Source organism: Actinomadura sp. NPDC048394 (genome assembly GCF_040651755.1).
In the GTDB taxonomy this organism is placed as follows: Bacteria; Actinomycetota; Actinomycetes; order Streptosporangiales; family Streptosporangiaceae; genus Spirillospora; species Spirillospora montaniterrae.
The window spans coordinates 23,319-47,547 of record NZ_JBEZJL010000057.1 but is presented as its reverse complement, the minus strand read 5'-3'; the positions used below and the strand labels follow the sequence as shown (position 1 = coordinate 47,547).

Here is a 24,229-nt window from a genome sequence, read left to right as displayed (position 1 = left end):
ACCGGAACACCATTCGGTGCGGAACGGGGCCGGCGAGAACTTAGATATTCGAAGGTTTTCCGGCACCGAAGAATTCGATCTCCCTTTGGATCATCGAACGGATCTTGACGTCGGAAGATCGGTGCCGGATGCGGCCAGAACCGTCGTTGACACCGGTCGAGACACCGTCTTACGCTCATACTCCTGAGAGCGAGCAGGAAAGCATTCCCACGGAAATGCCACGGCTCCTCTCCGCGCGGCACAAGGAGGCAGCACATGCCCGAGAATTCCCCTCGCAGCGGCCGTCGGCGCGTATTCCTCACCGACGAGCAGCTCGAGAGGCTGCAATTGTCCGCCGACGAGATGGCGCTGGCCGAACGCGACGCCGGACACCACCACCACGACGACGAGGCCGAGACCGAGCCCGAAACCGAGCCGGAGACCGAGCCGGCGTGAACCCCGGAGACCGGGCCGGAAAGGCCGCCGGAACCGGCGGCCTTCCGGCGGATCCGATCGCCCGCGACCTCGAGAAGGCCTTCGCGAGCGACCCGGGTTTCGGAGACAGCGGCTACATTCGCGATCGACTCCGCCATTCCTACCTGCGCCGGCTGGAGAGGATCTCCGCGACGATACCGGCCGCCGCGCGGCTCCACCGGGAACTGGCGGGCACGGACATCGAGAAATGCGACCTCTTCGATGATCCCGTGGTGAGATGCGCGATCCAGCACGCCTTCTCCCGCATCGTGAACGGCAGTGCACGCGGCCTGCCCCTGGAACACTGCGCCGCACTTCTCGAGAGCATCCGCGACACCGGCGCGCGCCCGACTCGCAAGGGTGCTCAGCCCCTCCGCGCGGCGGATTTCGGCGGCGCGGTATGGCGCGAGGACGCGCCCGACGACGCGTTCGGGCATGCCTTCCGGCTCTTGGTGCGCAGCGAGTACGAGGGCTCCCTCTGCACGCCGGGCGAAGCCGAGACGGCGGTCCTGGAGGACGCCGTCTGCCTGCTCGGCGAACTGCTTCCGTCGCTCGCGCGCAGCGCCCTGTCCCACACGCACCTGATCGCGGTGTTCCCGCCCGAGGGCGCGTGGAAGGGCAAGGCGTCCAGCTCGCAGTTCCAGCTCAGCGGCGTCATCTTCCTGAACCGGGCGAAGCTGAGGAACCCCTGGTGGACGGCCGAGCATCTGCTGCACGAATCGCTGCACCAGAAGCTCTACGACATCCGCCGCGGCCATGCCCTGCTGCGCCCGGCCGCCGGTGCGGCGAAGATCCGGTCGCTCTGGAACACGCCCGGGACCGGCGAGCACAACCTGTGGAACACCGACCGCGCCCTCGCGGCCTTCCACGTCTACGTGCAGATCGCGCTGCTCGCGCGGGTCGCCGAGCGCTCACCGGCGGCACTGGACCGGACCTACGGGCCGCGAACGGCCGCACCCCGGATGATCGACACCGGGCGCGCGCTCGCACGCGCCCACTATCTCGGCGAGCAGCTCCAGGACCGGCAGGACCTCGGACCGGCCGGAACGGTCATGGTCGAGTGGCTGCTCGCCCTGCTGGACGAGATGGACCCGGCTCCTCCACCGCCGGGCTCCTTCGTGCATCTCCTGCTGGACCGGTACCGCAAGGAGGCCAGGCTCACCGGACGCGCGGGGCCCGCCGGCGGCACCGGCCACCTCACCGCCCTCGCCATCGAGGAACTGGACGTCGCACGCCACATCCTGGCCGCGCTTCCCGGCGCGCACGACGGGCCGTCCATCCAGGTGCGCTGGCCGGCGGGCGAACTCGGCGGGCACTTCCGCGAGGTCCGCGAGCACATCGCCGGGACGCTGTCGGACGCCTGCGCCGACGGGTTCACCCTCGCCGGGCCGTCCTCGCGGGCGGACGGGCTGGCCCGGATGATGATCGAGCGGTCGAGCCGCCGCCTCGGCGCCCTCCCGTCCCGCTGACGCCATGCGGATCCTCGCGACCGTGTCCAACATGTGCAGCCTCGCGGTCGTCGTCGACCTCCGGACCCAGGAGGTCGGGCACATCCCCGTCCGGCCCGGCTTCTTCGACCCGACCATCACCGAGCGCGCGACATGCCGCCCCTTCGGCATCACCTGGAGCCCCGACGAGCTCTTCATCGTCAACAACCGGCAACTCCTGGCGTTCGGCCGCGACCTGGCCTTCAACCGCGCCGTCCCCGTGCGCCTGCAGGTCAACACGCACCAGCTCGCCTACGACGCCGGACGCGCCTGGACGGTGAGCCCCTGGACCAACTCCCTCATCGGCGTCGGCGCCGACGACACGGTCGAGTTCGACCTCGCCGCGCAGACCGTCCGGCCGTACGTGGAACGCGACGCCTCGTCGGCCGACGACCGCTGGCACTACAACTCCCTGCTGTGGCACGGCGACCGGCTCTTCGTCGCGGCCCACGGCTTCGGCCCCGCGAGCTTCATCAACGTGTACGACCGGGCGACGTTCCGCCTCGTGGACGTGCACCCGAACGCCGGGCATTCCATTCACGGGCTGGCCCGCCGCGACGGGGAACTGTTCTGGATAAGCACCAAGACCAAGGAGATCCGCTCGGACCGGGGCCGCCGCCTGCGCCTGCCCCGCGCCGGGTTCGCCCGCGGCTTCGCCATGACCGACGACCACTTCATCGTCGGCGTCTCCGTCCCTTCCCCCCGCGACAAGCGGCACCGCGGCGACTCATGGATCCAGGTCATCGACCACCACGACGGCCGCCTGGTCGAGGAGGTCCCCCTTCCCGGCACGGGGAACCTGAACGACCTCCGTCTCCTGGACGCCCCCGACCACGCCCACCCCGTCCCCCCGTTCTGGCCCTGACCATCGAATTCGCGCTGGTCGACACACTCCTTGCAGGCGCGGCCGTGGGGGCCGCGCTGGAGCGCGACAGGTGCCTTTAGGACGATATGCCGCCGTCCACGACGATCTCTTGACCGGTGACGTAGGAGGCGTCGCCGGAGGCGAGGAACGCGACGACGCCGGCCACCTCCTCGGGTTCGCCCAGCCGCTTCATCGGGGCCGCGGCGGCCATCTGGCGCATCCGCTCGGCCGACCCACCGGGTGGCAGGCGGGCGTCACCGGAGTCGGACACGTCGATCGGGCCGGGGCTCACGGCGTTCACGCGGATCCGCCGCGGCGCGAGCTCGGCCGCCGCGCTCCGGGTGAAGGAACGCAGGGCGGCCTTGGACGCGGTGTAAACGCCGGTTCCCGGTCGACGCCAGGCCGGGTCGACCGGGGCCAGCCCGCACAGAACGACGGAGGCCCCGTCGCTCAGGTGCGGGACCGCTTTCTGCAAGGTGAAGAAGGCGCCCTTGGCGTTGACATCGAAAGCCTCGTCGAAGAATTCTTCGGTCGACTCCTCAAGCGCCTGGAAACCCTTGAAGCCGGCGTTGACGAACAGGACGTCGATCCGGCCGAGCTCACTGGCGACGGTGGAGAAGAGCAGGTCGATGTCCTGGAGCCGGCCGACGTCAGCCGCGACGGTGAGGACGTCATCGCCGATCAGAGCGGCGGCTTTGCGAAGCCGCTCCCGGTCGCGTCCCGCGATGGCGACGCGGGCGCCTTCCTGGTGGAACCGTTTCGCCGTTGCCAGGCCGATGCCGCTGCCCCCGCCCGTCACGACGACGACCTGGCCGTCAAATCTGCTCATCGAGGCTCTTTCTCCGAGGCTCAGTCGAGCGGGCGCAGCCCGGCACCGGCGAGCAGGTAGGCCGGACCGGCGTCGCGGTCGCCTGCGAGATCCACGACCGCCTTGCCGACCTGCTCCGGGGTGAGTATCGGCTGCAAGGCACGCGCGAAGACGTCCCGGTCGACGCCCTGGCGCGCGGCGTAGTCGGCGACCGCCTTCGCCCCGAGGCCGGTCGCCGGTGTGAGCTGCGGGAGCAGCGCGACGAACCGGATTCCCAGCCCCGCCCTGTCCGACTCCTCGGCGGCATAGCCGCTGATGTACCGGATCGCGGCCTTGGCCCCGGCGTACCCTCCGCTGAGCGGGGACCCGGCCACGACCGCCCCGCTGGACATCGCGACGACCGCGCTGCCCGGCGCCAGCGGTTCGAGCAGCGCCGCCCGGGTCCAGGTGAAGACGTGCCGGGTGTCGACATGCCAGTTGCGGCTGAAGGTCTCCCAGGTCTGCTCGTGCACCGGTGCCATATGCGGCATGACTCCGGCATTGAGCACGAGCAGGCCCGGCTTGTACTTACCGATGACGCTCTGAGCGAGCGCCTCGTCGGTGGCGTCGGCTGCGACCGGGGTGAACCCCTCCCCCAGTTCCTCGCTTACGGCATGCAGTTCCCGCTCGTCGCGGGCGATGCCGACGACACCGGTGCCCGCCGCGACGAGCGCGGTCGCGATCGCGCGCCCGAAGCCGCGGCCCGCTCCGGTCACCACCGCCATCTGGAAAGAATCGGACATCAGACACTCCGGGAGTCGTGGTCGAGTTCGGTCGCTATCTAGACCCGCCGCCCACGGAGAATCCGCCGGGCCCACCCAAGCCCGAAGAGTGACGTGGGCCACAACGCATGACGAACTCGGCCTTCGGGCGCGCGGCGGAGCGGCTCGGCATCGTCCGGTGAGCCGGCGAGCCGGCTGTCGTCGCCCCGCGCCTCCAGGTCCTCGTCCGCGCCGGCGAGACCGCATGACCTGCTGCGATGGACGCTTATCGACCGGTCAGCCGAAGGTGTGGCCGGTGAGCGCGGCGATCAGCATTCCCGGCACGGCGCCCAGCACCGCCGCCGCGCCCGCGAGGCACACCGAGAGCATGAAGGCCAGCAACAGAGTCAGCCAGAGGGGTGTCGATAGGCTCTGCAATTCGGGTTCGTCCCCGTGAGCCACGAGCCAGAGCTTGCGTGACGGCAGCGCCGCGAGGGACTCCTTGGGCACGCCCCGCCGGTACGTCACGGAGCGGCCGTCGGCGTCCTCGTAGACAAAGTGCTGCTCCCAAGCGTCCCCCTCCGCCGCCTTGGCCGTGCGGCGGTACTCGGCCTCGACGATGCCGCCTTTGAAAGCGCCCCAGACCTGCCTCAGGACCTCTTTTCCGAGATCGGCACCGGCATAAGCCAACGGAAATCCGAAGATCACACCCATCACCGCGACCACCGTCATGGGCCACCCGCCCAGGACCGCTACTGCGGCGAGGTAGAGGGCCAGGGCCGCGAGGCCTGCGCGCAAAGCCAGCTGCTTGGACGTGTACCGGTCGCGCAGACGAGGCCGGGGCCGGTCGCCCACAGCACGCGGCACCCCAGGGGCCGACGCCTGCGGTTTCGGCTCGGACGCCTCTTTCACCGGGACGGTTCCGGCGATACGGGCATTGAGCCGGTTCAGCGCCGCGACGGAGGCGTCCAGTTCCCGCCTGGCCAGCGTCCGGTCGTGGGCCGCCTCCCGCTCGGCGGCCTCAAGATGCTCGCGAGCGCGTGCGAACTCGACCGCTATGTCGGCCGTCGCGTCCGGATGGTCACCGGCGAACGGGTGCGCGGCCAGGACCTCGCCGAACGCCGCCAGTTGCCTCTCGAACCCAGCGGTTCGCGTCCGCGCCTTCTGCGGCCGACCGCCTGATGAGATCACGTCGCCATCATGGCCTCCGGAGAACACCGAAGACCAGAGAGATCACATCGACGGGGCGGTCAGGGTTCCCCGTGGCCGGATCACGCGTGCGAGCGGCCGTTCCGCACGGGACCGGGTCGCGTGCGGAACGGCCACCGAAGATCTGCGCTACCTCCAGAGGAGAGGACCGACGGCCTGCGCGTCTGGGGCCGGGTGAGGTGGAGGGCGCGCAGGCGTGTCGGGAAGTACGACACCAGGGACGTTAGCCCGGCGTGGATTTCAGCGGAGTTCCTTAAGGCTGTGTTGAAGCGGTGCTGAGTGATCGCTAAGGGATCGCCGTGGAACACGCGTCCGAAGACTTTCGCGATCCCTTTGAACCATCGCGCCGGTGGAGTGCGTACCAGCGGAATGGAGCCGGGTGGACTTCCTCACACCCTTCAAAAATGGAGGAACCCATGGGGCATGCTCGCCGCCCGCTCTCGGTCCTGCGTTCCCTGGCCTTGGTCGCCGGGGGTGGTCTCGCCGTGGCGTCCTTAGCCGCCGTCGGGGTGGCGCCGGCCGGCGCTTCGACGCCCACCGCGTCCCGGGCGCAGACCATCACGTGCCCGACCGTGGCCGATCGGCTGCCGGCTGTGCCGGCGCAGGCCAAGGCGGAAGTGGACCGCAACCTCGCCCAGCTCGACACGCAGATCAAGGAGGCGAATGCGCGCCTGACCTCGTCGGCGGGGCAGGGAGGCCCCAATTTCGTGCAGAACGCCATCCTGGGCCCGCTGAAGGACAAGCGCGTCGCGACGATCAACCGGATCGCGACCGCGATCGGCCGGGTGGCGCAGCGCCCCGCCGGCCTCGACGCCCTGGCACCCTGCACCCTGACCGGCGCCGGTGACGCGGGCGGGGGCGGGGGCGGCCAGGCGGGCGGCGGGCAGCAAGCCACGGCCAATCCGACCGCTGCGGACTTCATCGACATAAGGCAGGTGCCGCGTAGCGCCGGCGGTGTCAAGGCCACCCGGAGGGGGTCGCGCGGCACGTTCACGTCCCGCTGCGGGCGCAACCAGAACGGCCATCACAACTCGGCCAACTTCATCGTCGCGCCCGGCGTCGAGAACGGTGCGCACCATATCCACGACTACGTCGGCAATCTGTCCACGGACGCGTTCTCCACCGACGGCAGCCTCAGCCGAGCCGGCACGACCTGCAGCAACGGCGACAAGTCGACGTATTACTGGCCTGTCGTGCGGCTGCGCAGCGCCGCGGATTCCGCCCAGAACGATTCCAGCGCGGCAGACCTCAACATCGGCCGCGTGCTGGTGCCCGCCACGGTGTCGATCCAGTACCGCGGAAACGCCCGCAGCAAGGTCACCGCGATGCCCCGGTTCCTGCGGGCCGTGACCGGCGACGCGAAATCCCTGACCAACGGCACCGCCAACGCCCGGGCGCATTGGACGTGCACCGGTTTCACCGACCGTGTGACGGCCGACAAGTACCCGATCTGCCCGTCCGGCAGCAGGGTGACCCGGGTTCTGGATTTCCCGAGCTGCTGGGACGGTCAGAACACCGACAGCGCCAACCACCGCGCCCACATCGTGTTCCCGGACGCCGCGGGCGCCTGCCCGTCCGGGACGAAGGCCGTGCCGCAACTCCGTATGACGCTCAGCTACACCATCAAGGTCAGCAAGGCGCAGATCGCCAAGGGCACCCTCTACGCCCTCGACACCTTCCCCGAGCAGCTGCACAAGCCGATCACCGATCACGGCGACTTCGAGAACGTCATGTCCTCGCGCCTGATGCGCAAGGCCGTCACCTGCATCAACACCGGACGTCGATGCTGAGGTAGAGCGAGCGCCGGCGCCGGGCGCGAAGGGTCGCGCCCGGCGCCGAATGCCCGGCACCTGCGCATGCCTTGGCGGGTTACCGCCTGCCCTCAGCCCCTATCCGCTCCGGTCTTCGCGTACGAATCCGTGGCGCATCAGCATCTCGGCGAGAAGGCGCCCAACCGGGGACAGCTTCTTTCCGCTCCCACCGCAAGCACTACAGTCGTTCTCCTGCGGTTCGAGAGGGCGCGCCTTCATGTGATCCTCGATGGCCCGATCGATGACCGCGAGGATCGTGACCTGCTCAGACGATCTCGATGCCGATGTGCTGCCATTGTTTCCGGCGTTTCCGGCTCCGGCAGGGGCGTGCATCTCGTCCGCGCGGCGCGCCGCCTGCGCCACCGCGATCAGCTCACCGGCGCGCAATTCCCAGTCCTGCCACTGCTCGCTGCGCGTCCTGCCGGCCCCCGCGCAAGCGCCGCAGTCCTCTTCGAGTGCTTCGATGAGTCTTACCGCCGCGTCAGCGCCTGCACGGCCGGCACCAACCATCCCCAGCCTGGCGTCTTCCTGGCGCTTCACAGTCTCCCCATCCCGCCCTTGGTACGCGGGGTGATTACGCCGGGTTCACCGCTCAGCGCAGTACGGCGGCCAGGAGGTCGCCGCCCAGCGACGTCAGGTCGGACAGGTTGAGGGTGTACTGGACGTAACGGCCCTGCCGTCGAGAGGTGAGCAGGCCCGCGCGGCGCAGGACGGCGAGGTGGCGGGACACCTCCGGGGGTGAGAGTTCCCAGAAATGCGCCAGTTCGCCGGTGGTGTGCGGGCCGCGGGCCAGGGTGCGCAGCAGCCGCAGCCGGACCGGATGCGCGAGCGCCTCCAGCCGGAGGGTGACCGTCTCCAGGGAGACCGGCTCGGCCGGACCCGGCTCGGCGACGGGGTACTGCACCACCGGATGCCACCCGGGCGCGTGGACCGCCACCAGGTGCGGGCGGCCGAAGACGCTCGGGATGAAGGTGACCCCGGCGCCGCGTGCGGCGGTCGCCTTGTCCTGCACCTTGTCCACGATGATGCAGTCACCGTCCGGCGCCAGGGTGACCGCGCCGGAGACCGAGGCGAGCGCCGCCCCGACGCCCTGCCGCCTGAGCAGCTCGTTCTTCAGGCGCAGATCGGTGGCGAGCCGCGCCGCGACGTCCGCCCAGGCGCCGTCGAAGAACGCCTCGGCGCATTCTTCGAGGGTGCGGCGCACCCGCGCCCGGACCGCGGCCGGGTCCGCGAGCAGCCGTTCCGCGAAGGCCTCCTGCAGCGCGCCGCGGGCCTGGGCCACGTCCAGGGCCCGCTCGCGCGCGGTCGTGTCGGTGAGCGGCGACGCGCCGCGAAAGTGGACCCGGTTGCTGCCGCACGTGGTGACGAGCGCGGCGGTCACGTAGGTCTCGTCGTCGATGCGGTCCACGTCGTCCAGTTCCTCGGCGAGGGTCAGCCGGGGGCGCGCGGGGATCATGAAGTCGGCCTGCGAGGAACGCCAGAGGAACTCCGCCTCCCTGAGCCGCTCGGCCAGCTCGGGCCGCAGCCCGGCCCAGACGTCCGCGGCCCAGCCCGCGAACTGCGGATGGTGACCGGGTTCGGCCAGCACGTGCAGCATCGCGGTCAGTTCGGCCAGCGGGGAGGCGGCGAACCGCACCGGCTCGGACGGCAGGCCGCTGATGTCGATCCTCAGCGTCATCCGCTCATCATCGCCGCCCGGACGCCCTGGTGACGGTGCCGATTGACGATATGCGTCAACCGGCGTGCCGTGCCCAGGCGGCCGAACGCACCGTCTGACGCCATGGCGACCCTCACCAGAATCCAGCCGCGCGCGCTCGTCCGCGCCTCCGGAGGCCCCCGCTATGCCGTCGCGCTGGCCGTGGACGCGCTGGGAACCGGCATGCTGCGGCCCTTTCTGCTGCTCTACGGCGTGACGGTGCTGAGGCTGTCCGCGCCGGTCACCGGCACCGCCATGACGGTCGGCATCGTCGCGGGCCTGGGGTGCATGCCCGCGGTGGGCCGGTGGCTGGACCACGGCGCGCGCAGCACGGTCGTGGCGGCGTCGATGCTGGTGCGAGTGCTGGGCGTGGCGCTGCTGCTGGCGGCGCCGGCGGGGCACGTCTGGCTTTTCGCGGCGGCGGCGCTCTTCCTCGGCATCGGCAACCAGGCATGGCCTGCGGCCCATGCCGCGCTGGTGGCCACGGTCGCCCATGGCCGAGACCGCGACACCGCCCTCGCAGCGGCCCGCTCCCTCCGCAACGCCGCCCTGGGCGTCGGAGCACTGCTCGCCACTGCTTGCCTGGCGGGCGGCACCACCGTGTTGCGGGCGCTGGCGGTCGTCACCGCGCTCGCCTACCTTGCAGCAGCCGCCTTGGCATGGTCGGTCCGCATCCACGCGCGTCCAGCGAAGGCCGCCCCCGCCGACGACCGGGACGACGAGCCCGCGCCCCGGATGCTCGCGCTGCTCGCCGCCAACGTGGTCTACGTCTTCTGCCTCAACGTCCCCGAGGTCGCGGTCCCTCTGGTCCTGGTGACGCAGTTCCATGCGTCTCCGGTGTGGCCGGCGGCCGTCTTCGTGGCCAACACGGTGCTGGTCGTCACCCTGCAGGTACCGGTCACCGTCCTGCTGTCCCGCTTCTCCCGGAGGACCGTGCTGGCCCTCTCCGGCGTGGTGCTGACCGCGTCCTACCTGGGCTTCCTCGCGGCCGCCTCGCTGGGACACGGCTGGGGCACCCCCGCCGTCGCCGCTGTGTCCGTGGTCTGCACGATCGGCGAGATCATCTACGCGGGCAGCGCCACCGCGCTCGTCACCGCCATCACTCCTGCCCATGTCCTGGGACGCGCCCTCGCCCGCTTCCAGCTCTCCACGGGCTTCGGCCTCGCCGTCTCCCCCGCGGTGATCACCGCTCTCGCCGCCCGCGGCCCGGCCGCCCTCTGGGGCGGCCTCGCAATGGCGACGCTCCTCTCCGCCTCTGCCGTCGCCACCGGGAAGCGGCGAAAGATCGATAACAGTCCTGTTGTGAGACTTCCTCGGATTTGGTGATCGTGGTTCCATGGGCGCCGAGCAAGCGTTTGGATCACCCAGAGCGAGCGCTGAGCGAGGGAGCACCCAAATGAGGCCTCGGTTTCACAGGAAATGGTGGGTGCCCCTGGTGGCCGCGACCGTGCTGGTCCTGGGCCTGGTGCAGGCGGCGCAGGCGCACATCGAGCGGCCGTCGTACTGGCCGTCTCCCGGTCCCGACTGCTCCGTCAGCCCGTGCGCGGGCGGGAAGGTGCCGACGCCGCGGAGCCTCGCGTCGGCCGTCGACACCGTCCCGGGGAGCACGACCCGCGTGGTGTGCCAGCCGGATTCGCTGAAACGGCTGGACGCCTCGATCAAGCGGGCGCTGAAGTCGGGCTACAACGTCCGCCCGCACGACCATCGGACGCTCGGCGCCGCCGCGGCGCGGGAGCTCACGCGGATCAACCGGGCGCTGTTCGATCGGTGCCGGTACAGCGAGATCCAGCCCGCGGTGACCGATTCGCGGAACAACGACCGGGTCGTGGTGCTGCCGGGCGTCTACACCGAGCCCACGGCGCGCAAGAAGCCGACCCACGACCCCGCGTGCGACCAGTACAAGCTGAGCACCGGCGCGTACTCCTACCTCGGCGAGTACACCTGCCAGAACGACGCCAACCTGGTCGCCGTGCTCGGCCGGACGCCCGGCCCCGGCAAGGACCCGGACCCGCCGCTCGTCGACCGGCACGGCATCCCCAACCGGGGCTCATGCGTGCGCTGCAACCTCCAACTCGAGGGGTCGGGCGTGAGCGCCGACGACGTGGCCGTCGACGCCGGCGACCCGTCGTCCGGCAACGGCGGCCCGCGGAACTCGGCCAAGGACGTGGGGATCCGCGCCGACCGCGCCGACGGCTTCGTGCTGCGGAACGTGACCGTCCGGCACGCCAACGAGCACGACATCTACGTGCTGGAGAGCAACGGGTACCTGCTGGACAGCTTCAAGACGTTCTACGCGGGCGAGTACGGCGTGCTCACCTTCGTCGAGGACCACGGCGTGATCCAGAACTGCGAGGCGGCCGGCAACGGCGACTCCGGGCTGTATCCCGGGTCTGGCGCGAAGACCGCGGCCGGACGCGATGAGAAGGTCTACCCGACCGCGCGCTACAGCCAGCAGATCCGGTACTGCGACTCGCACCACAACACCAGCGGCTATTCGGGCACCGACGGCAGCGCCACCTGGGTGCACCACAACAATTTCTACGGCAACGCCCTCGGCTTCACGACCGACGTTTTCACCGCCGCCGGGCATCCCGGTTTCCCGCAGCAGGGCGACCTCATCGAGAAGAACGACTTCTACTCCAACAACTTCAACCCGTACCTGGCGGACAGCGACGTGGTGCCGACCGTGCCGGTCCCGGTCGGGAGCGGGATGTGGATCGCCGGCGGTGACGACAACGTCGTCCGCAACAACACCTTCCGCGACAACCGGCGGCGCGGGGCCATGCTCTTCGCCGTGCCGGACGCGTTCGTCTGCGCCGACCAGCCCATGACGGGGTGCGACCCGCTGAAGCTGTCCACCTCGCACCGCAACCAGTTCTACGGCAACACGATGACCGGCAATGGCGTGGACTTCTGGTGGGACGCATTCCCCGGCAATTCCGGAAACTGCTGGTACTCCAACGGCACGGTCACCACCTCGCCCGGCAACCTGCCGGACTGCCTGAACGGCAAGGCGCCGTTCCTGAGCTTCGGGTTCGGCAACCTGGGCAACGAGCTCGAACTGCTCACCTGCATGGCCAACCTGAAGCCCGGCGGCCCGTGCCCGTGGTTCACGACCCCGAAGGCCACCGCCCCGCCCGCATCCAGGACGGCGTCCGCCGGCGACCCCGACCACCCCGGCACAGGCGAACTCGACGACGCGATGCTCGCCGCGATGACCTGCCATTCCTGGCAGGAGATGACGACCGACCAGCGCGACCACATGCTCGCCAAGATGGCGGTGTTCATGGGCGGCCAGATCGACCATCCGGGGGCGCGCGGCACGACGCTGACCAACCAGAAGGCGACGAGCGTGCTCAACAACGCGTGCGGGCTCTCCTTCGCGGGGCCGTTCAAGCTCTACAAGCTCTATGCCCGAGCGGCTGCCTTCCCTCTGCAACTCCCATAACGAACGCACGCGGCATCCGTGGTCACGATGGCTGGACTCCGTCGAAGAGAGCGAGGGCTTCGGCGGGGTCCGGGCTCACGAGGCGTTCCAGCCCGTCTGTCGTGATCTTCGCCCATCCGCCGGCCCGTGCCCACATCCGTTCCTCGAAGGCGCGCATGGCCGCGTCCAGATCCGCAGGGCCGGTGGCGATGCACTCGGCCAGTTCGGCGCCTTCGATCATCGCGAGGTTCGCGCCCGCCCCCAACGGAGGCATCAGATGCGCGGCGTCGCCCAGAAGCGTCACCCCGGGGATGTGGGTCCAGGTGTGGCCCACGGGCAGGACGTAGAGGGGGCGGTGGACGAAAGCGGTGCCGTGGTGGAGAAGTTCCAGGACGGGAGCGGTCCAGCCGTCGAACAGAGCCAGCAGGCTCGATCGCACGGCCTCGACATCGGCCAGGTCCAGGTGCGCGTGCCAGTCCAGCGGCGCGCGGAACTGGGCGTACACCTTGACGTGGCCGCCGCTGTTGCGCTGGGCGACGAACGCCCGGTTCACGCCGTACACGGCCACGGAACCGTCGCCGACCAGCCGTGCGAGGTCGGGGCGGCGGGTGTCGACGTCGTCCAGTGAGGTCTCGACCGCGGTGACGCCGGTGTAGTGCGGCGTCGCGGGCGAGAGCGCCGGGCGGACCCGGGACCAGGCTCCGTCCGCGCCGATCACGAGGTCGAACGTCTCCTGCCGTCCGTCCGCGAAATGGACCAGGACGCCGTCGCTGGTCCCCGGCACCACCTCCGTCACGCCCCGGCCCCACTGCACGTCCAGGGGTCCGAGCAGCAGGTCGCGGAGTTGCCTGCGGTCGATCTCGGGGTGGGCCTGGTCGTCCGGACCGGGTCGCCAGTCGCGCAGCACGGTCCCGTCGGTGTCCAGGATCCGCATGGCCTGCCCCTCGGGACGTGACTGCGCCCGGAACTCCGCCAGCAGCCCCGCCTTGTCCAGTGCGCGCTGGCCCAGTTTTTCCTGCAGGTCGAGCGTGCCGCCCGGGGGACGCGCGTCGGGCGCGGCATCGCGTTCGAGGACGGTGACGGGGTGATCGTGGCGATGCAGGACGCGGGCGAAGGTCAGCCCCGCGGGGCCGGCTCCGATCACGGCGATACGGCGTCTCATGTCGATACACTGTATTGACATGATACGCTGTATCGCAACTGTACGGTGTAGGCATGACTGTGTGGGACCGGCCGGAGCCGCCGACCCGGCCCGTGCCGCTCGACCGGGAGCGGATCGTCGCCGCCGCCGTCGCGCTGGCCGACGAGGGCGGGCTCGAGGCGGTGTCGTTGCGCAAGGTCGCCGCCCGGCTGGACGCCGGCCCGATGCGGCTGTACGGGTACATCTCCTCCAAGGAGGAGCTGTTCGACCTCATGCTGGACGAGGTCTACGCAGAGATCCTCCCCGAGGAGCCGCCCGGCGACTGGCGGGAGGTGCTGCGCGTCCGCGCCCACCGCACCAGGCAGGCCGCCCTCCGGCACCCATGGCTCGCCGACCTGCTCGGCGGCCGTCCGACCCTGGGCCCCAACGCGCTCGCCGTGGGCGAGGCCACGCTGGCCGCCTTGGACGGCCTCGCCGGCCTCGACACCGTCGCACGCGCCGTCGAGACCGTCAGCGCCTACACCACCGGCGCGATCAGGCGCGAGATCGCGAACCTGCGCGCCGAGGCCGCCACCGGCCTGTCCGAGCGCGAGTGGCAGCGCGCCTCCGGCCCGTATCTGAGCAGGATGCTGGACACGGGCCGCTTCCCGGCGCTCGCCAAGTTCGTGTACGAGTGCACGGAGGTGGACGCCGAGGAGTCCTTCGCGACGGGCCTGGAGTGGGTCCTCGACGCCGTCGCCGCCAAACTCACCCCGCCGTCGTGACGGTCATGGAATCGGACACCGAGCCGTACCGGAGCTAACCCCGCCCCTCGGCGCGGAGTTCGGTCGCCAGGGACGCGATCCGCTCCTGCGGGTGGGCCGTACCGGGGAAATAGGCGCAGACCCGGTCGGCCACGTCGCCGAACCGGGTCCTGATCTCGGTCGCGCACTCGGCCGGCGTTCCGGCGACCGCGAGGGTCCGCATCATCGTGTCGTCGATCAGGCCGATCATCGTCATGATGTCGCCGGTCTTCGACAGCGCGTTCAGCTCGGGCTGCAGATCCCCCCAGCCCTCGATGTCGAGGACCGGCCTGTAGGCCGGGGTCGAACCGTAGAACGCCAGCAGCCCCTTTACCCCGAAGCTCGCGGCCTCGATCTCCTCTGGAGTGTCGCCCATCGCGACGATGACCTGCGGATACAGGTCGAGGCGTGCGCGCCCCGCCCGTTCCAGCCCCTCGGCGACGGCCGGGAGGGTGCGCTCGCGAAAGTGCCGGTGGCTGTGGAACGGCATCACCAGCAACCCGTCGGCGACCTCGGCCGCCGTCCGCGTCATCACCGGTCCCAGGGCGCCGAGCAGGACGGGCGGGACGCCGTAGGGATTCGGCCCGGGCACGAACGTCGGGGGCATCAGGGTGTGCCGGGTGAACTCGCCACGGAAATCGAGGGGCGTGCCGTCCTGCCAGGAGTTCAGGATCGCCTTCACCGCGAGCACCGTCTCGCGCATCCGCGCGGCCGGCCTGTTCCAGGTCGAGCCGTACCGGTTCTCGATGTGCGGCCTGATCTGCGAGCCCAGTCCGAGCCGGAACCGGCCCTTGCTCAGCAACTGCAGGTCGTACGCCATGTTGGCGAGGTTCATCGGGCTGCGGGGAAGGGCGATCGCGACGTTGGTCATCAGGTCGGTCGGCGGCACGTCCGACGAACCGGCGGCGACGATCAGCGGCAGGAACACGTCGTGCGGGCCCTCGAAGGTGAACAGCCCGTCCACCCCGGCGGCGATCAGTGCGCGGGCGCGCTCCGCGGCCTCGTCGGGCCGCCCGTCCAACTGCACGTCGAGTTTCACTGACCGATCTCCGTTCCGCACGGCGCCGGCCGTTCACCGGCAGGGGGCAGGCTCCGGAGAGAGCCCTGCCCGTTCCTTACCAGATGCGCCGGGCCGGGCATCCGGCCGCCCGGCCCGGCGCGCCGGTGCGGGTCCTGCGGCCGAGCATCCCGGCGGTTCGGCGTAGGCGTCGGGCGCCGGTCACGCCCTGCGCCTGCACGCGCAACTCGATCTCACCGGGACCGAGGCCCTGGAGCCCGCCGAGACCGCCCTCCTCCAACGATGGCTCGAACGCATCACGCGGCCCGGTCGGCGATGACATCCGCCTTAAGGACTCTGGATCTCAGGAGCCGCCTTCGCCCCGGCCAGGGGCGTAGACCTGGATCCAGGCGTCCACGACCTTCGTGACCATCTCGGCGGAGACCTCTCCGTCGGCCAGGAGCCGTTGATAGAAGAGGGGACCGGCCAGCTGTGCCACGGCCAGTTCGACGTCCAGGTCATCGGGTACGTCCCCGCGCTTGATGCCCGCCTGGAGGAACTGTTCTATGACGGCGGCGCCCGCGGCGTGCAGCTGTGACTGCAGGTCCGTGTAGGCCGGGTCGATGCCCGCTCGTTCGATGAGCGCCCTCATCGCCCGTTCGGACGCCGGATGATGCAGCATCTCGCGAGTGCCGTTCAGCAGGGTCACCAGGTCGGTCGCGAGGTCGCCGGAGGGTGCCGGCGTGATGGCGACGCGCAGCTCGGCGATGACGTCCGACACCATCGACGGGACGTCGGGCCAGTACCGGTAGAGGGTCGAGCGGCCGACTCCCGAACGCGCCGCGACGGTGACGTGCGTCACTCCGGACAGTCCCGACTCGACGAGCAGCTCGCGGACGGCGGCCAGCGCCGCCTGGCGGGTGCGCACGGTGCGCGGATCGAGCGGGCGCCCTGGTCCGTCGGCGATTCCGGCGGTTCGTGGGGTCATGGAGAACGCTCCCTCTCGCTCAAGGCCGCGGCGGCCGCCGTCACCCGGTGTCATGGTGCCCACAGTCTGGGACAACTTGCACCAGAACCCAACTTAGGGGCAATATGTCTCTCAGTTCAGGGACATTCTGTCCCAGAAGCGGGGCACCGACCCGTCCCCTGAACGTCAGAGGAGAAGAACCATGTCGCTGAAGAACGTCAACACCGCCCTCGCCATCGCCTGCGTCCTGTTCACCCTCTACCTCGGGATCTCGTTCGTCCTGACCCCCGAGACGGCCGTCCACGGCTTCGGCCTGCCGAACCTGCCCTCCGGCGACGGCGGCGGCTTCCTCGTCGTGAAGGGCAGCCGCGAGATCGCGATGGGCCTGGCGATGGGCGTCCTGCTGGTGGCGGACCACCGCCGCGCCCTCGGCTGGGTCGTGCTCATGGTGGCCGTCGCCCCGTTCGGCGACATGGTCAACGTCCTGGCCCACCACGGCTCCACGGCCGCCGCGTTCGGCATCCACGGCCTGACCTCGGCACTGATCGCGGTCACGGGCCTGCTGATCCTCCGCGAGACCCGCAAGGCTCGCAAGGCCCGGGAGGCCGCCGCCCCCGCGCCCGCCGCGCAGCCGGCCTGACCCCTCCGCACGAACTAGCCGGTGTTCGAATAGATCGGGTGGCCTAGCCGTCCACTACGCATGGCCCCCGTTCCTGAAAAGGAGTCGTAATGACCGTGGAGCTGAATCACACCATCGTCCCCGCCCGTGACCCGCAAGCCTCCGCGCAATTCCTCGCCGAAATCCTCGGCCTGAGCGTCGATCCGCCGGTGGCGCACTTCACGCCGGTCACGCTGGCCAACAACGTCACCCTTGACTACGACCAGCTGGACGAATTCGAGCCGCACCACTACGCGTTCATGCTCAGCGAGCAGGAGTTCGACGCCGCCCTCGCCCGCATCCAGCACCGCGGAATGGCCCACTACGCCGATCCCGCATGCCGAGAGATCGGTCAGATCTACCATGGCAAGCTCGCCGAAGGCCGCAGGGGCACCTACTTCCACGACCCCGACGGACACCTCATGGAAATCCTCACTCCCGGCACCACCAGGTCGTGAGTCCGATGGGCGCCCTGCACGAACCGGTAAGGCTTTGCGGGGCCTCTTGCGGACGTGCGTCGCCGGGCGGACCGTAGGACGGAGACGCTCGGTCCGGCGTCCTGATGACCGTTCGGCCCCATCGAACAGACGGAGAGTCCGATGCGCACTTCCGAGAACGACGAGCCGCTCGCGATCGACCCCACCGGTCGCGACGTGCAGGGCGACGCCGCCCGGATACGTGCGCGCGGGCCCGCGACGCGCGTCGTCCTCCCCGGTGACGTGGAGGCGTGGGCGGTGAGCAGTCCCCCGCTGCTCCGGCGGCTGCTGACCGACGACCGTGTCTCCAAGGACGCCTACCTGCACTGGCCGCCCTTCATCAACGGGGAGGTCGGCCCCGGGTGGCAGCTGTTCGCCTGGGTCGCGGTGCGGAACATGCTGACCGCTTACGGCCAGGACCACCGGCGGCTGCGGCGGCTGATCTCGAGCGCGTTCACCGTGCGCCGCACGGCCGCGCTGCGTCCCAGCGTCGAAACGATCGTCGCCGCGCTCCTCGACGATCTCGACGCCGCCGCGCCGGGCGAGGCGGTGGACCTGCGCGACCGGTTCGCCTACCCGCTGCCGATCAGGGTGATCTGCGAGCTGTTCGGAGTCGAGGACCCGGACGCGCGGGAGGAGATTCGCCGCTGCGTCGACGCGTTCTTCCGGACGACCACCGGCCCGGAGGAGGCCGCCGCGGCGTTTCCGCGGATGCAGGAGATCCTGCGCGACGTCGTCCGGGAGAAGCGCACGCGTCCCGCGGACGACCTCTCCTCGGCCCTCATCGCGGCCCGGGACGAAGGCTCGCCGCTGTCGGAGGAGGAGCTGGTCGACACGCTCGTCCTGTTCCTGAGCGCGGGGCACGAGACGACCGTCAACCTTCTCGGCAACGCCGTCCACGCCATGCTCACCCGTCCCGACCAGCTGGCCCTGGTCCGAGCCAGGCGCGCCACGTGGGACGACGTCATCGAGGAGACGCTGCGGGTCGAGCCTCCGATCGCCAACCTGCCGCTGCGCTTCGCCGTCGAGGACATCGAGCTGGAGGACGGCACCGAACTGGGCAAGGGTGATGCGATCCTGGCCTGCTACGCGGCGGCCGGCCGGGACCCGGACGCGCACGGCGACGACGCCGACCTCTTCGACGTCACCCGCACCGACAAGGAGCACTTGGCGTTCGGGTACGGCGTCCATCACTGCCTCGGCGCGCCGCTCGCGAGGCTGGAGGCGTCGATCGCGCTGCCGGCGCTGTTCGAAAGGTTCCCCGACCTGGCTCTCGCCGTGAAGCCGAGCGAACTCGTTCCGCTCGACTCCTTCATCTCCAACGGCCACCGGACCCTCCCGGCCTACCTCAAGCCGGCCGCCTGACATCTGTGGAGCTGACCAGGACCCGGGCAGCTGGACGCACCGCCGGCGAAACCGGGCGATCGTTCCGGAGGGATCGGGCCTAGGTCAACGGCGCCTGCCGCCGCCTCGGCGGACGCCGCTCGACAGCACGCGGGGACGCAGCCGGGTGCGCACATCGTCCAGGATGCCGGCGAGCTGGGCGATCTGCTCGTCGGTCAGGAGGTCGATCAGTCCGTCGCGGACCGCCTCGACGTGCCCGGGCGCGGTCTTCTCCAGGAGCCGCCGGCCGTCGTCGGTGATGACGACCATGGCCCTGCGCTCGTCGTCGGGGTCGGTCTCGCGGCGGAGCAGTCCGGCCTTCTCCAGCTGGGCCACCTGGTAGCTCAGGCCGCTGCGCGAGGTGATCATCAGGTCGGCCAGCTCGGTGATGCACCGGCGCTCGGGGGCGCACTCGTTGGCCCAGTGCAGGATCTCGTACTGGATCATGGTGAGCCCGGCGTCCTCGCGCAGCTGCCGTTCCACGTGCCGCTGGATCAGGCCAGACGTCTCCAGGAAGCCGGTCCAGGCGCGCATCTGCGTCTCGTTCAACCACCGCGGTTCGCTCATGCGACGAGCCTACCGGAGTTGCGTCGAATTCGACGCAATCGTACGATCGAGGCCAGATGCGTCGAATTCGACGCACTTTGCGTCGTGCCGTCGACGCGCCCGCCCACCGGAAAGGGCCGCTCATGAAGATCAGCATCATCGGCAAGGGGAACGTCGGCTCCGCGCTGGAGCGCCGTCTCACCGCGGCCGGGCACACCGTCACCACGGCGGACTCCTCCACCGCTCCGGACCAGGTCGCGGCACAGGTCGCCGAGGCCGAGGCCACCGCGCTGGCCGTGCCGTTCCCCGCCGTCGCCCAGTTCGACGCACAGATCAGGACCGCTCTGCGGGACAAGGTCGTCATCGACGCCACCAACCCGCTGGCCGCCGACTTCATGTCGCTGACCATCGGGCACACCACCTCGGCGGGCGAGCAGGTCGCCGCCGCACTGCCCGGCGCACGGGTGGTCAAGGCCTTCAACACCGTGTTCGCCGCCACGCTGGAGGTTCCCGGCCTGTTCCTGCCGGTGGCCTCCGACGATGAGGCCGCCAAGAAGACCGTGCTGGAGCTGGGCACGCAGCTCGGCTTCGACGCCGTGGACATCGGCCCGCTGGCCAACGCCCGCTATTTGGAGCCGGCCGTGGAACTGCTGGTCCAGCTCGCGTACGGGCAGGGGATGGGCACGGGCATCGGCCTCACCCTGGCACGGGTATGACGATCCCCACGTGGACGGCGGGATTCCGCCCGGCGGTCGTCAGGCCGCACGGGCGGGTCCCGTCCCATGCCTTCGGCGAGCAGGCCTCCGGGCAGAGCTTCGATGAGCAGACCATTCGTGCGACCGGCACCGGAAAGGGCGGGAAATGAACGATCAGAATCTGTCCGGCAGGGTGGCCCTGCTCACCGGGGCATCAGGGGGCATCGGCCTGGCGCTGGGCCGGCTCCTCATCGCCGCCGGCGTGAAGACCGCTTTCGTCTATGGGTCGCACTCCGGCCCCGCTCACGAGTTGGTCGCCCAGGCCCAGAACGCGGGGGTCGGCGCGGTCGCGTTCGCCGGCGACCTCGCCGACCCTCACATCCCGGCCAGGCTGCTGGACGACGCCGCCGACGCGCTCGGCGGCCCCGTGGACATCCTGATCCCCAACGCGGGCCATGCGCTCCAGCAGGACTACACCACGCTCGACGTCCAGGCGTGGGACCGCACGCTCGCGGTCAACCTGCGCGCCCCCTTCCTGCTCGCCCAGCACGCCCTGCCAGGCATGGCCGCACGCGGGTACGGGCGCGTGCTGTTCATGTCCTCGGCCGCCGCCTTCACCGGCGGCGTCATCGGCGCGGACTACGCCGCCTCCAAGGCCGGACTGCACGGCCTGACCCACTTCCTGGCGGCCCGCGTCGCCTCCCGCGGCGTGACGGTCAACGCCCTGGCGCCCGCTCTGATCGCCGACACCCGCATGCTGCCCGGCAACGCCGATCCCCGCGCCCTGCCCGTCGGCCGGTTCGGCCGGCCCGAGGAGGTCGCCGACCTGGCGATGGCCGTCCTGCGCAACGGATACCTCACCAACCAGGTGCTGAGCCTGGACGGCGGCGCCTACCCGCGCTGACCTCTCCCCCTCCGCTGACAGGAGCCCCTCATGCCCGTGGCCCTGCTCGCCCTCGCGCTCAGCGCGTTCGGCATCGGAACCACCGAGTTCATCATCAACGGCCTGCTGCCCGACCTGGCCGCCGACCTCGGCGTCGGCATCCCGGCCGCCGGGCTGCTGGTCTCGGGATACGCGGCCGGCGTAGTCATCGGCGCGCCGCTTCTCACCATGGCGGGGGCGCGCCTGCCCCGCAAGTCCATGCTCCTCGCCCTGATGACCCTCTTCCTGGCAGGGAACCTGCTTTCAGCGCTGGCCCCTTCCTACGGCGTGCTGATGGCCGGACGGATCGTCGCGGCCTTCTCCCACGGCGCCTTCTTCGGCGTCGGCGCCGTCGTCGCGGCGGACCTGGTGCAACCGGCCAAACGCGCCAGCGCGCTGTCGGTGATGTTCTCCGGACTGAGCCTGGCGAACGTCCTCGGCGTGCCCGTCGGCACCGCGATCGGGCAGGCGCTCGGCTGGCGCGCCGCCTTCTGGGCCGTCGTCGCCGTCGCGGTGGTCGGCCTCGCCGGGGTGGCGGCGCTGGTCCCCTCCCGCCCTCGCCCCCAGGAGCAGAGCCTCGTGCGCGAACTGAGCGTCTTCCGGCAGGGCGGCGTGTGGCTGGCACTGGCCATGACCGTGTTCGGATTCGCGCCCGTGTTCACCGTGATCACCTTCATCGCGCCGATGATGACCGACATGGGCGGGTTCTCCCCCGGTGCGGTGCCCATGGTCATGGGGCTGCTGGGGATCGGCCTGGTCGCGGGCAACCTTCTCGGCGGCCGCATGGCCGACCGGGCCGTGCTGCCCGCGGTCGGCGTCTCCGTCGGCGCCCTCACCGCCCTGTCGGCGATCGTCGCCGTGACGGCGGGTAGCAAGCCGGCCTTCATCGTCGCGATCGTCCTGTTCGGGGTGGCCGCCTTCGCCACGATCCCGCCGCTGCAGACATGGGTGCTGGACAGCGCGTCGCAAGCGCCCGCCCTGGCATCGGCGGCCAACATCGGCGCGTTCAACCTGGCCAACGCCCTCGGCTCGCTGCTCGCCGGACTCACCATCGAAGCCGGGCACGGGTACGCGGCACCGGCCTGGATCGGCATGGCCCTGGGCCTGGTCGGCCTGGCGGTGACCGGGCTGGTGAGCCTGCGCGTCCGCCGCCAAGCCGTGCAGGCGGATGCGGATCAGAAAATGGCCGCCGAGGATGCGAGCGGTGAGGTCCTTGAGATCAGTTAGTGACGCGGGACGCCGAATCCTGGAGCGGTGCTTCTCGTTTCGCCACCCATTGCTGGAGCTCCAAGTGGCGGAACTGGTATGCGGTTCCGGACAGGCGCATGATTCCGGCTTCGCAGGCCCAGTCGAGGAAGGCCTTCAGCCGAAGAGGAAGCTTCCGCTCCCTGCGGGAGATCAGGAGGAACGCCAAGTAGCGCCGCCCTGGGCTACCGCCGAAGAAGCGGAAGGACGTGACGCACACGTAGGCGAACAGGACGAGGTAGGTCGTCAGACCGCGCGCCTCGCCGAAGGTCAGCAGGACGACCATGGACCAGCCCGCGAACACGACCGCGAGATGGGTGACGAGGTCGTCGGTGATGAGGTCGCCAGGGCGGGCCGCCGTCGGAAGCAGATGCCACACCGGGGCAAGCCAGACCCAGAAGAGCAGCCAGAACGCGAACGTGGTGACGACACCGATCAGCACGCCCCGCGCCGGACTACCGAGAACCGTTCCTTTGATCAGCGCGTCCGCGACTCCCAACAGCACGATGACGGCCAGGAAGGCCGTCGCTCTCCGCCGCCGTGTCACGACGCTCAGGTGACGCCACCGCGTGCTGTTCTGCCTGAGTTCCTTCCTCGCCGATCCGGCCAGTACCGCGACCATGCTGATGAGCAGAAAGGGCATCTGCAAATAGACGATCGGTGGCCGCGAGGCCTGGAACGGCATGTTCGGCAGAACCCAGAGTGCGCAGTACACGGCGGCGAGGCGCAGGTCGGCGTCGCGGGCACGGTCGGTCCCGGCAAGCGGCCACAATTTCTCCAGGAAGAGGTCCACCGTCGACTTGCGAGCGTCAGCGCCCGCGGCGGTCAGGTGATGCAACCAGCGATGGATCCGTTCGGGGGTGTACCCGCGCCTCGGACATAACCGTGTCGCGGCGGGAATGTAGCGGGCGATCAGATGCTGGTCGAGGCGCGCCGGGGACCGGTACCGGAGCATCTCCGCCGGGTCGCCGTCCTCGAAATACACGGTCGCGGCCAGGCACAGCCTCCACGGTGTGGACAGGGTCCGCGCCAGCACGCCCCGGGGGTCCTCGCGCAGGGCGTCGGTGACGGGCCGCCACCGGCTCCGGTCATTGGCGCGGGCCTCCAGATAGGCCTGCGCGTCGTCAGGGGACACGGGTGTGATGTCGATGCGAGCGGCATCCCTCAAGCCTCGCCCGGCGGCGGACTTCACCAGCTTGGTGTAGTGGGCCGTCCGGCAAGTGATGATCAACGGGGCCGCCTGGAGCCCGTCCTGGTAGGTGTTCAGCGCCGCGAGGACCGCCCGGGCACGAGGGGCGTCCGGATCGGGTGCGCCGTTCGGCCGGACGGCGTCCATTTCGTCGAGGCCGTCGAGCACCGGGAGCACCCGGCGCTGCTCGACCAGCTCGCGGGCTCGGCGCCGGCGCATGCGGTACGTGCGGACGAGATGGTCGACCAGGTTCTGCTCCGGGCCGGCTTCGGTGTCCCATTGCGACAGCGACAGCCGCACCGGCACCGGTTCGTCCGGGGTCCGGGGCCGTCCGGGTTCGGGAGGCTTGATCAGCGCGAGGATGAGCTCGATCGCCAGCACCGTCTTCCCGACGCCCGGCTCACCGGTGATCACCAGCCGCCGTCCGGGAGTGCGGCGGTAGTAGCCCGCGATATCCGGGGCGCCGAAGAGCCTGCCCACCGCTTCGGCGCCGGCCGAGCGCCCGGGCGCGGGTTCGAGGACGTAGCGCAGGTCGATGCGCTTGACGTCATCTCCTATAAGCCGCCTCCATGTCCTCTGCTCGGTGGCGAGGACTCTTTGCGCCAATACTCTGGCCTGCTTCTGGACGGCGGATTCGGTGATGTAGGTGTTGACCGCGCCGATGGTGTGCGCGGCTATGGAGCCGCCGATCGCGCTGATGACGTTGCCCATGCCTGATGGGGCACGCGCCAT

General features: G+C 70.5%; 23 protein-coding genes. 13 read left to right on the top strand and 10 right to left on the bottom strand.

Features of this window, described 5'->3' with window-relative positions:
• Window positions 1-255: 255 nt before the first annotated feature.
• Genes AB0C78_RS34350 through AB0C78_RS34340 form a run of 3 tightly spaced genes read left to right on the top strand, consistent with a single transcriptional unit; the run spans window position 256 to window position 2,805 of the window.
• Window positions 256-435, top strand: a complete 180-nt coding sequence (locus AB0C78_RS34350; protein ID WP_360756185.1) for a hypothetical protein — start codon at window positions 256-258, stop codon at window positions 433-435.
• The gene (locus tag AB0C78_RS34345; RefSeq protein ID WP_360756182.1) at window positions 432-1,922 is read left to right on the top strand and encodes an HEXXH motif-containing putative peptide modification protein; all 1,491 of its coding nucleotides are present in this window, start codon (window positions 432-434) and stop codon (window positions 1,920-1,922) included. The genes AB0C78_RS34350 and AB0C78_RS34345 overlap by 4 nt, the downstream gene beginning before the upstream one ends.
• A gap of 4 nt (window positions 1,923-1,926) precedes the next feature.
• On the top strand, window positions 1,927-2,805 hold the full coding sequence (locus AB0C78_RS34340) for a hypothetical protein (protein WP_360756179.1): 879 nt from the start codon (window positions 1,927-1,929) through the stop codon (window positions 2,803-2,805).
• 76 nt (window positions 2,806-2,881) lie between these two features.
• On the opposite strand, the gene AB0C78_RS34335 is transcribed toward AB0C78_RS34340, so the two are convergent.
• From AB0C78_RS34335 to AB0C78_RS34325, 3 genes are all read right to left on the bottom strand, one after another.
• Complete coding sequence (locus tag AB0C78_RS34335) at window positions 2,882-3,604, bottom strand: SDR family oxidoreductase (protein WP_360756177.1); 723 nt, start codon at window positions 3,602-3,604, stop codon at window positions 2,882-2,884.
• A gap of 50 nt (window positions 3,605-3,654) precedes the next feature.
• Complete coding sequence (locus tag AB0C78_RS34330; RefSeq protein ID WP_360756175.1) at window positions 3,655-4,395, bottom strand: SDR family oxidoreductase; 741 nt, start codon at window positions 4,393-4,395, stop codon at window positions 3,655-3,657.
• Between the two features lie 255 nt (window positions 4,396-4,650).
• The gene (locus tag AB0C78_RS34325; RefSeq protein ID WP_360756172.1) at window positions 4,651-5,544 is read right to left on the bottom strand and encodes a hypothetical protein; all 894 of its coding nucleotides are present in this window, start codon (window positions 5,542-5,544) and stop codon (window positions 4,651-4,653) included.
• A gap of 422 nt (window positions 5,545-5,966) precedes the next feature.
• On the opposite strand from AB0C78_RS34325, the gene AB0C78_RS34320 reads away from it, so the two are divergent.
• Window positions 5,967-7,352: a DUF1996 domain-containing protein gene (locus tag AB0C78_RS34320; protein ID WP_360756168.1), complete on the top strand. Its 1,386-nt coding sequence runs from the start codon at window positions 5,967-5,969 to the stop codon at window positions 7,350-7,352.
• A 99-nt stretch (window positions 7,353-7,451) separates the two neighbouring features.
• On the opposite strand, the gene AB0C78_RS34315 is transcribed toward AB0C78_RS34320, so the two are convergent.
• Both AB0C78_RS34315 and AB0C78_RS34310 read right to left on the bottom strand, forming a co-directional pair.
• Window positions 7,452-7,913, bottom strand: coding sequence for a hypothetical protein (locus tag AB0C78_RS34315; protein WP_360756165.1), 462 nt, complete (start codon window positions 7,911-7,913; stop codon window positions 7,452-7,454).
• Between the two features lie 52 nt (window positions 7,914-7,965).
• On the bottom strand, window positions 7,966-9,051 hold the full coding sequence (locus AB0C78_RS34310) for a DUF5937 family protein (protein WP_360756162.1): 1,086 nt from the start codon (window positions 9,049-9,051) through the stop codon (window positions 7,966-7,968).
• 102 nt (window positions 9,052-9,153) lie between these two features.
• Here AB0C78_RS34310 and AB0C78_RS34305 point away from each other — a divergent pair, with 102 nt between their 5' ends.
• The gene (locus AB0C78_RS34305) at window positions 9,154-10,395 is read left to right on the top strand and encodes an MFS transporter (RefSeq protein WP_360756160.1); all 1,242 of its coding nucleotides are present in this window, start codon (window positions 9,154-9,156) and stop codon (window positions 10,393-10,395) included.
• 100 nt (window positions 10,396-10,495) lie between these two features.
• Complete coding sequence (locus tag AB0C78_RS34300) at window positions 10,496-12,517, top strand: right-handed parallel beta-helix repeat-containing protein (RefSeq protein ID WP_360756157.1); 2,022 nt, start codon at window positions 10,496-10,498, stop codon at window positions 12,515-12,517.
• Window positions 12,518-12,539: 22 nt separating this feature from the next.
• Here AB0C78_RS34300 and AB0C78_RS34295 read toward each other — a convergent pair whose 3' ends face one another.
• Entirely contained in the window at window positions 12,540-13,658 is a 1,119-nt protein-coding gene (locus tag AB0C78_RS34295; protein WP_360756155.1) for an NAD(P)/FAD-dependent oxidoreductase, read from the bottom strand.
• A 53-nt stretch (window positions 13,659-13,711) separates the two neighbouring features.
• On the opposite strand from AB0C78_RS34295, the gene AB0C78_RS34290 reads away from it, so the two are divergent.
• Window positions 13,712-14,401 (top strand): TetR/AcrR family transcriptional regulator, encoded by a 690-nt coding sequence (locus AB0C78_RS34290; RefSeq protein ID WP_360756153.1) that lies wholly within the window; start codon window positions 13,712-13,714, stop codon window positions 14,399-14,401.
• A gap of 34 nt (window positions 14,402-14,435) precedes the next feature.
• On the opposite strand, the gene AB0C78_RS34285 is transcribed toward AB0C78_RS34290, so the two are convergent.
• Both AB0C78_RS34285 and AB0C78_RS34280 read right to left on the bottom strand, forming a co-directional pair.
• On the bottom strand, window positions 14,436-15,458 hold the full coding sequence (locus AB0C78_RS34285) for a TIGR03617 family F420-dependent LLM class oxidoreductase (protein ID WP_360756150.1): 1,023 nt from the start codon (window positions 15,456-15,458) through the stop codon (window positions 14,436-14,438).
• Window positions 15,459-15,780: 322 nt separating this feature from the next.
• Window positions 15,781-16,404, bottom strand: coding sequence for a TetR/AcrR family transcriptional regulator (locus AB0C78_RS34280; RefSeq protein WP_360756147.1), 624 nt, complete (start codon window positions 16,402-16,404; stop codon window positions 15,781-15,783).
• 181 nt (window positions 16,405-16,585) lie between these two features.
• On the opposite strand from AB0C78_RS34280, the gene AB0C78_RS34275 reads away from it, so the two are divergent.
• From AB0C78_RS34275 to AB0C78_RS34265, 3 genes are all read left to right on the top strand, one after another.
• Window positions 16,586-17,023 carry a DUF4267 domain-containing protein gene (locus AB0C78_RS34275; RefSeq protein ID WP_360756144.1) on the top strand — a complete coding sequence of 146 codons (438 nt, stop codon included), beginning with the start codon at window positions 16,586-16,588 and terminating at the stop codon, window positions 17,021-17,023.
• Window positions 17,024-17,112: 89 nt separating this feature from the next.
• Window positions 17,113-17,499, top strand: coding sequence for a VOC family protein (locus AB0C78_RS34270; RefSeq protein ID WP_360756141.1), 387 nt, complete (start codon window positions 17,113-17,115; stop codon window positions 17,497-17,499).
• Between the two features lie 141 nt (window positions 17,500-17,640).
• A complete protein-coding gene (locus tag AB0C78_RS34265) occupies window positions 17,641-18,882 on the top strand; it encodes a cytochrome P450 (protein ID WP_360756138.1) in 1,242 nt (413 codons plus the stop codon).
• Window positions 18,883-18,966: 84 nt separating this feature from the next.
• Here the strand turns inward: AB0C78_RS34265 and AB0C78_RS34260 are convergent, their stop codons facing one another.
• Window positions 18,967-19,467 (bottom strand): MarR family winged helix-turn-helix transcriptional regulator, encoded by a 501-nt coding sequence (locus AB0C78_RS34260; protein ID WP_360756135.1) that lies wholly within the window; start codon window positions 19,465-19,467, stop codon window positions 18,967-18,969.
• Window positions 19,468-19,589: 122 nt separating this feature from the next.
• Here AB0C78_RS34260 and AB0C78_RS34255 point away from each other — a divergent pair, with 122 nt between their 5' ends.
• The 3 genes from AB0C78_RS34255 to AB0C78_RS34245 all read left to right on the top strand — a co-directional run bounded on the left by AB0C78_RS34255 (window position 19,590) and on the right by AB0C78_RS34245 (window position 22,290).
• A complete protein-coding gene (locus AB0C78_RS34255; RefSeq protein ID WP_360756132.1) occupies window positions 19,590-20,162 on the top strand; it encodes an NADPH-dependent F420 reductase in 573 nt (190 codons plus the stop codon).
• A 145-nt stretch (window positions 20,163-20,307) separates the two neighbouring features.
• Complete coding sequence (locus AB0C78_RS34250) at window positions 20,308-21,045, top strand: SDR family NAD(P)-dependent oxidoreductase (protein ID WP_360756130.1); 738 nt, start codon at window positions 20,308-20,310, stop codon at window positions 21,043-21,045.
• A 30-nt stretch (window positions 21,046-21,075) separates the two neighbouring features.
• Window positions 21,076-22,290, top strand: coding sequence for an MFS transporter (locus AB0C78_RS34245; protein WP_360756128.1), 1,215 nt, complete (start codon window positions 21,076-21,078; stop codon window positions 22,288-22,290).
• Here AB0C78_RS34245 and AB0C78_RS34240 read toward each other — a convergent pair.
• Entirely contained in the window at window positions 22,283-24,208 is a 1,926-nt protein-coding gene (locus tag AB0C78_RS34240; protein ID WP_360756126.1) for an NACHT domain-containing protein, read from the bottom strand. The two genes, AB0C78_RS34245 and AB0C78_RS34240, sit on opposite strands and share 8 nt — an antisense overlap.
• Window positions 24,209-24,229: the final 21 nt, after the last annotated feature.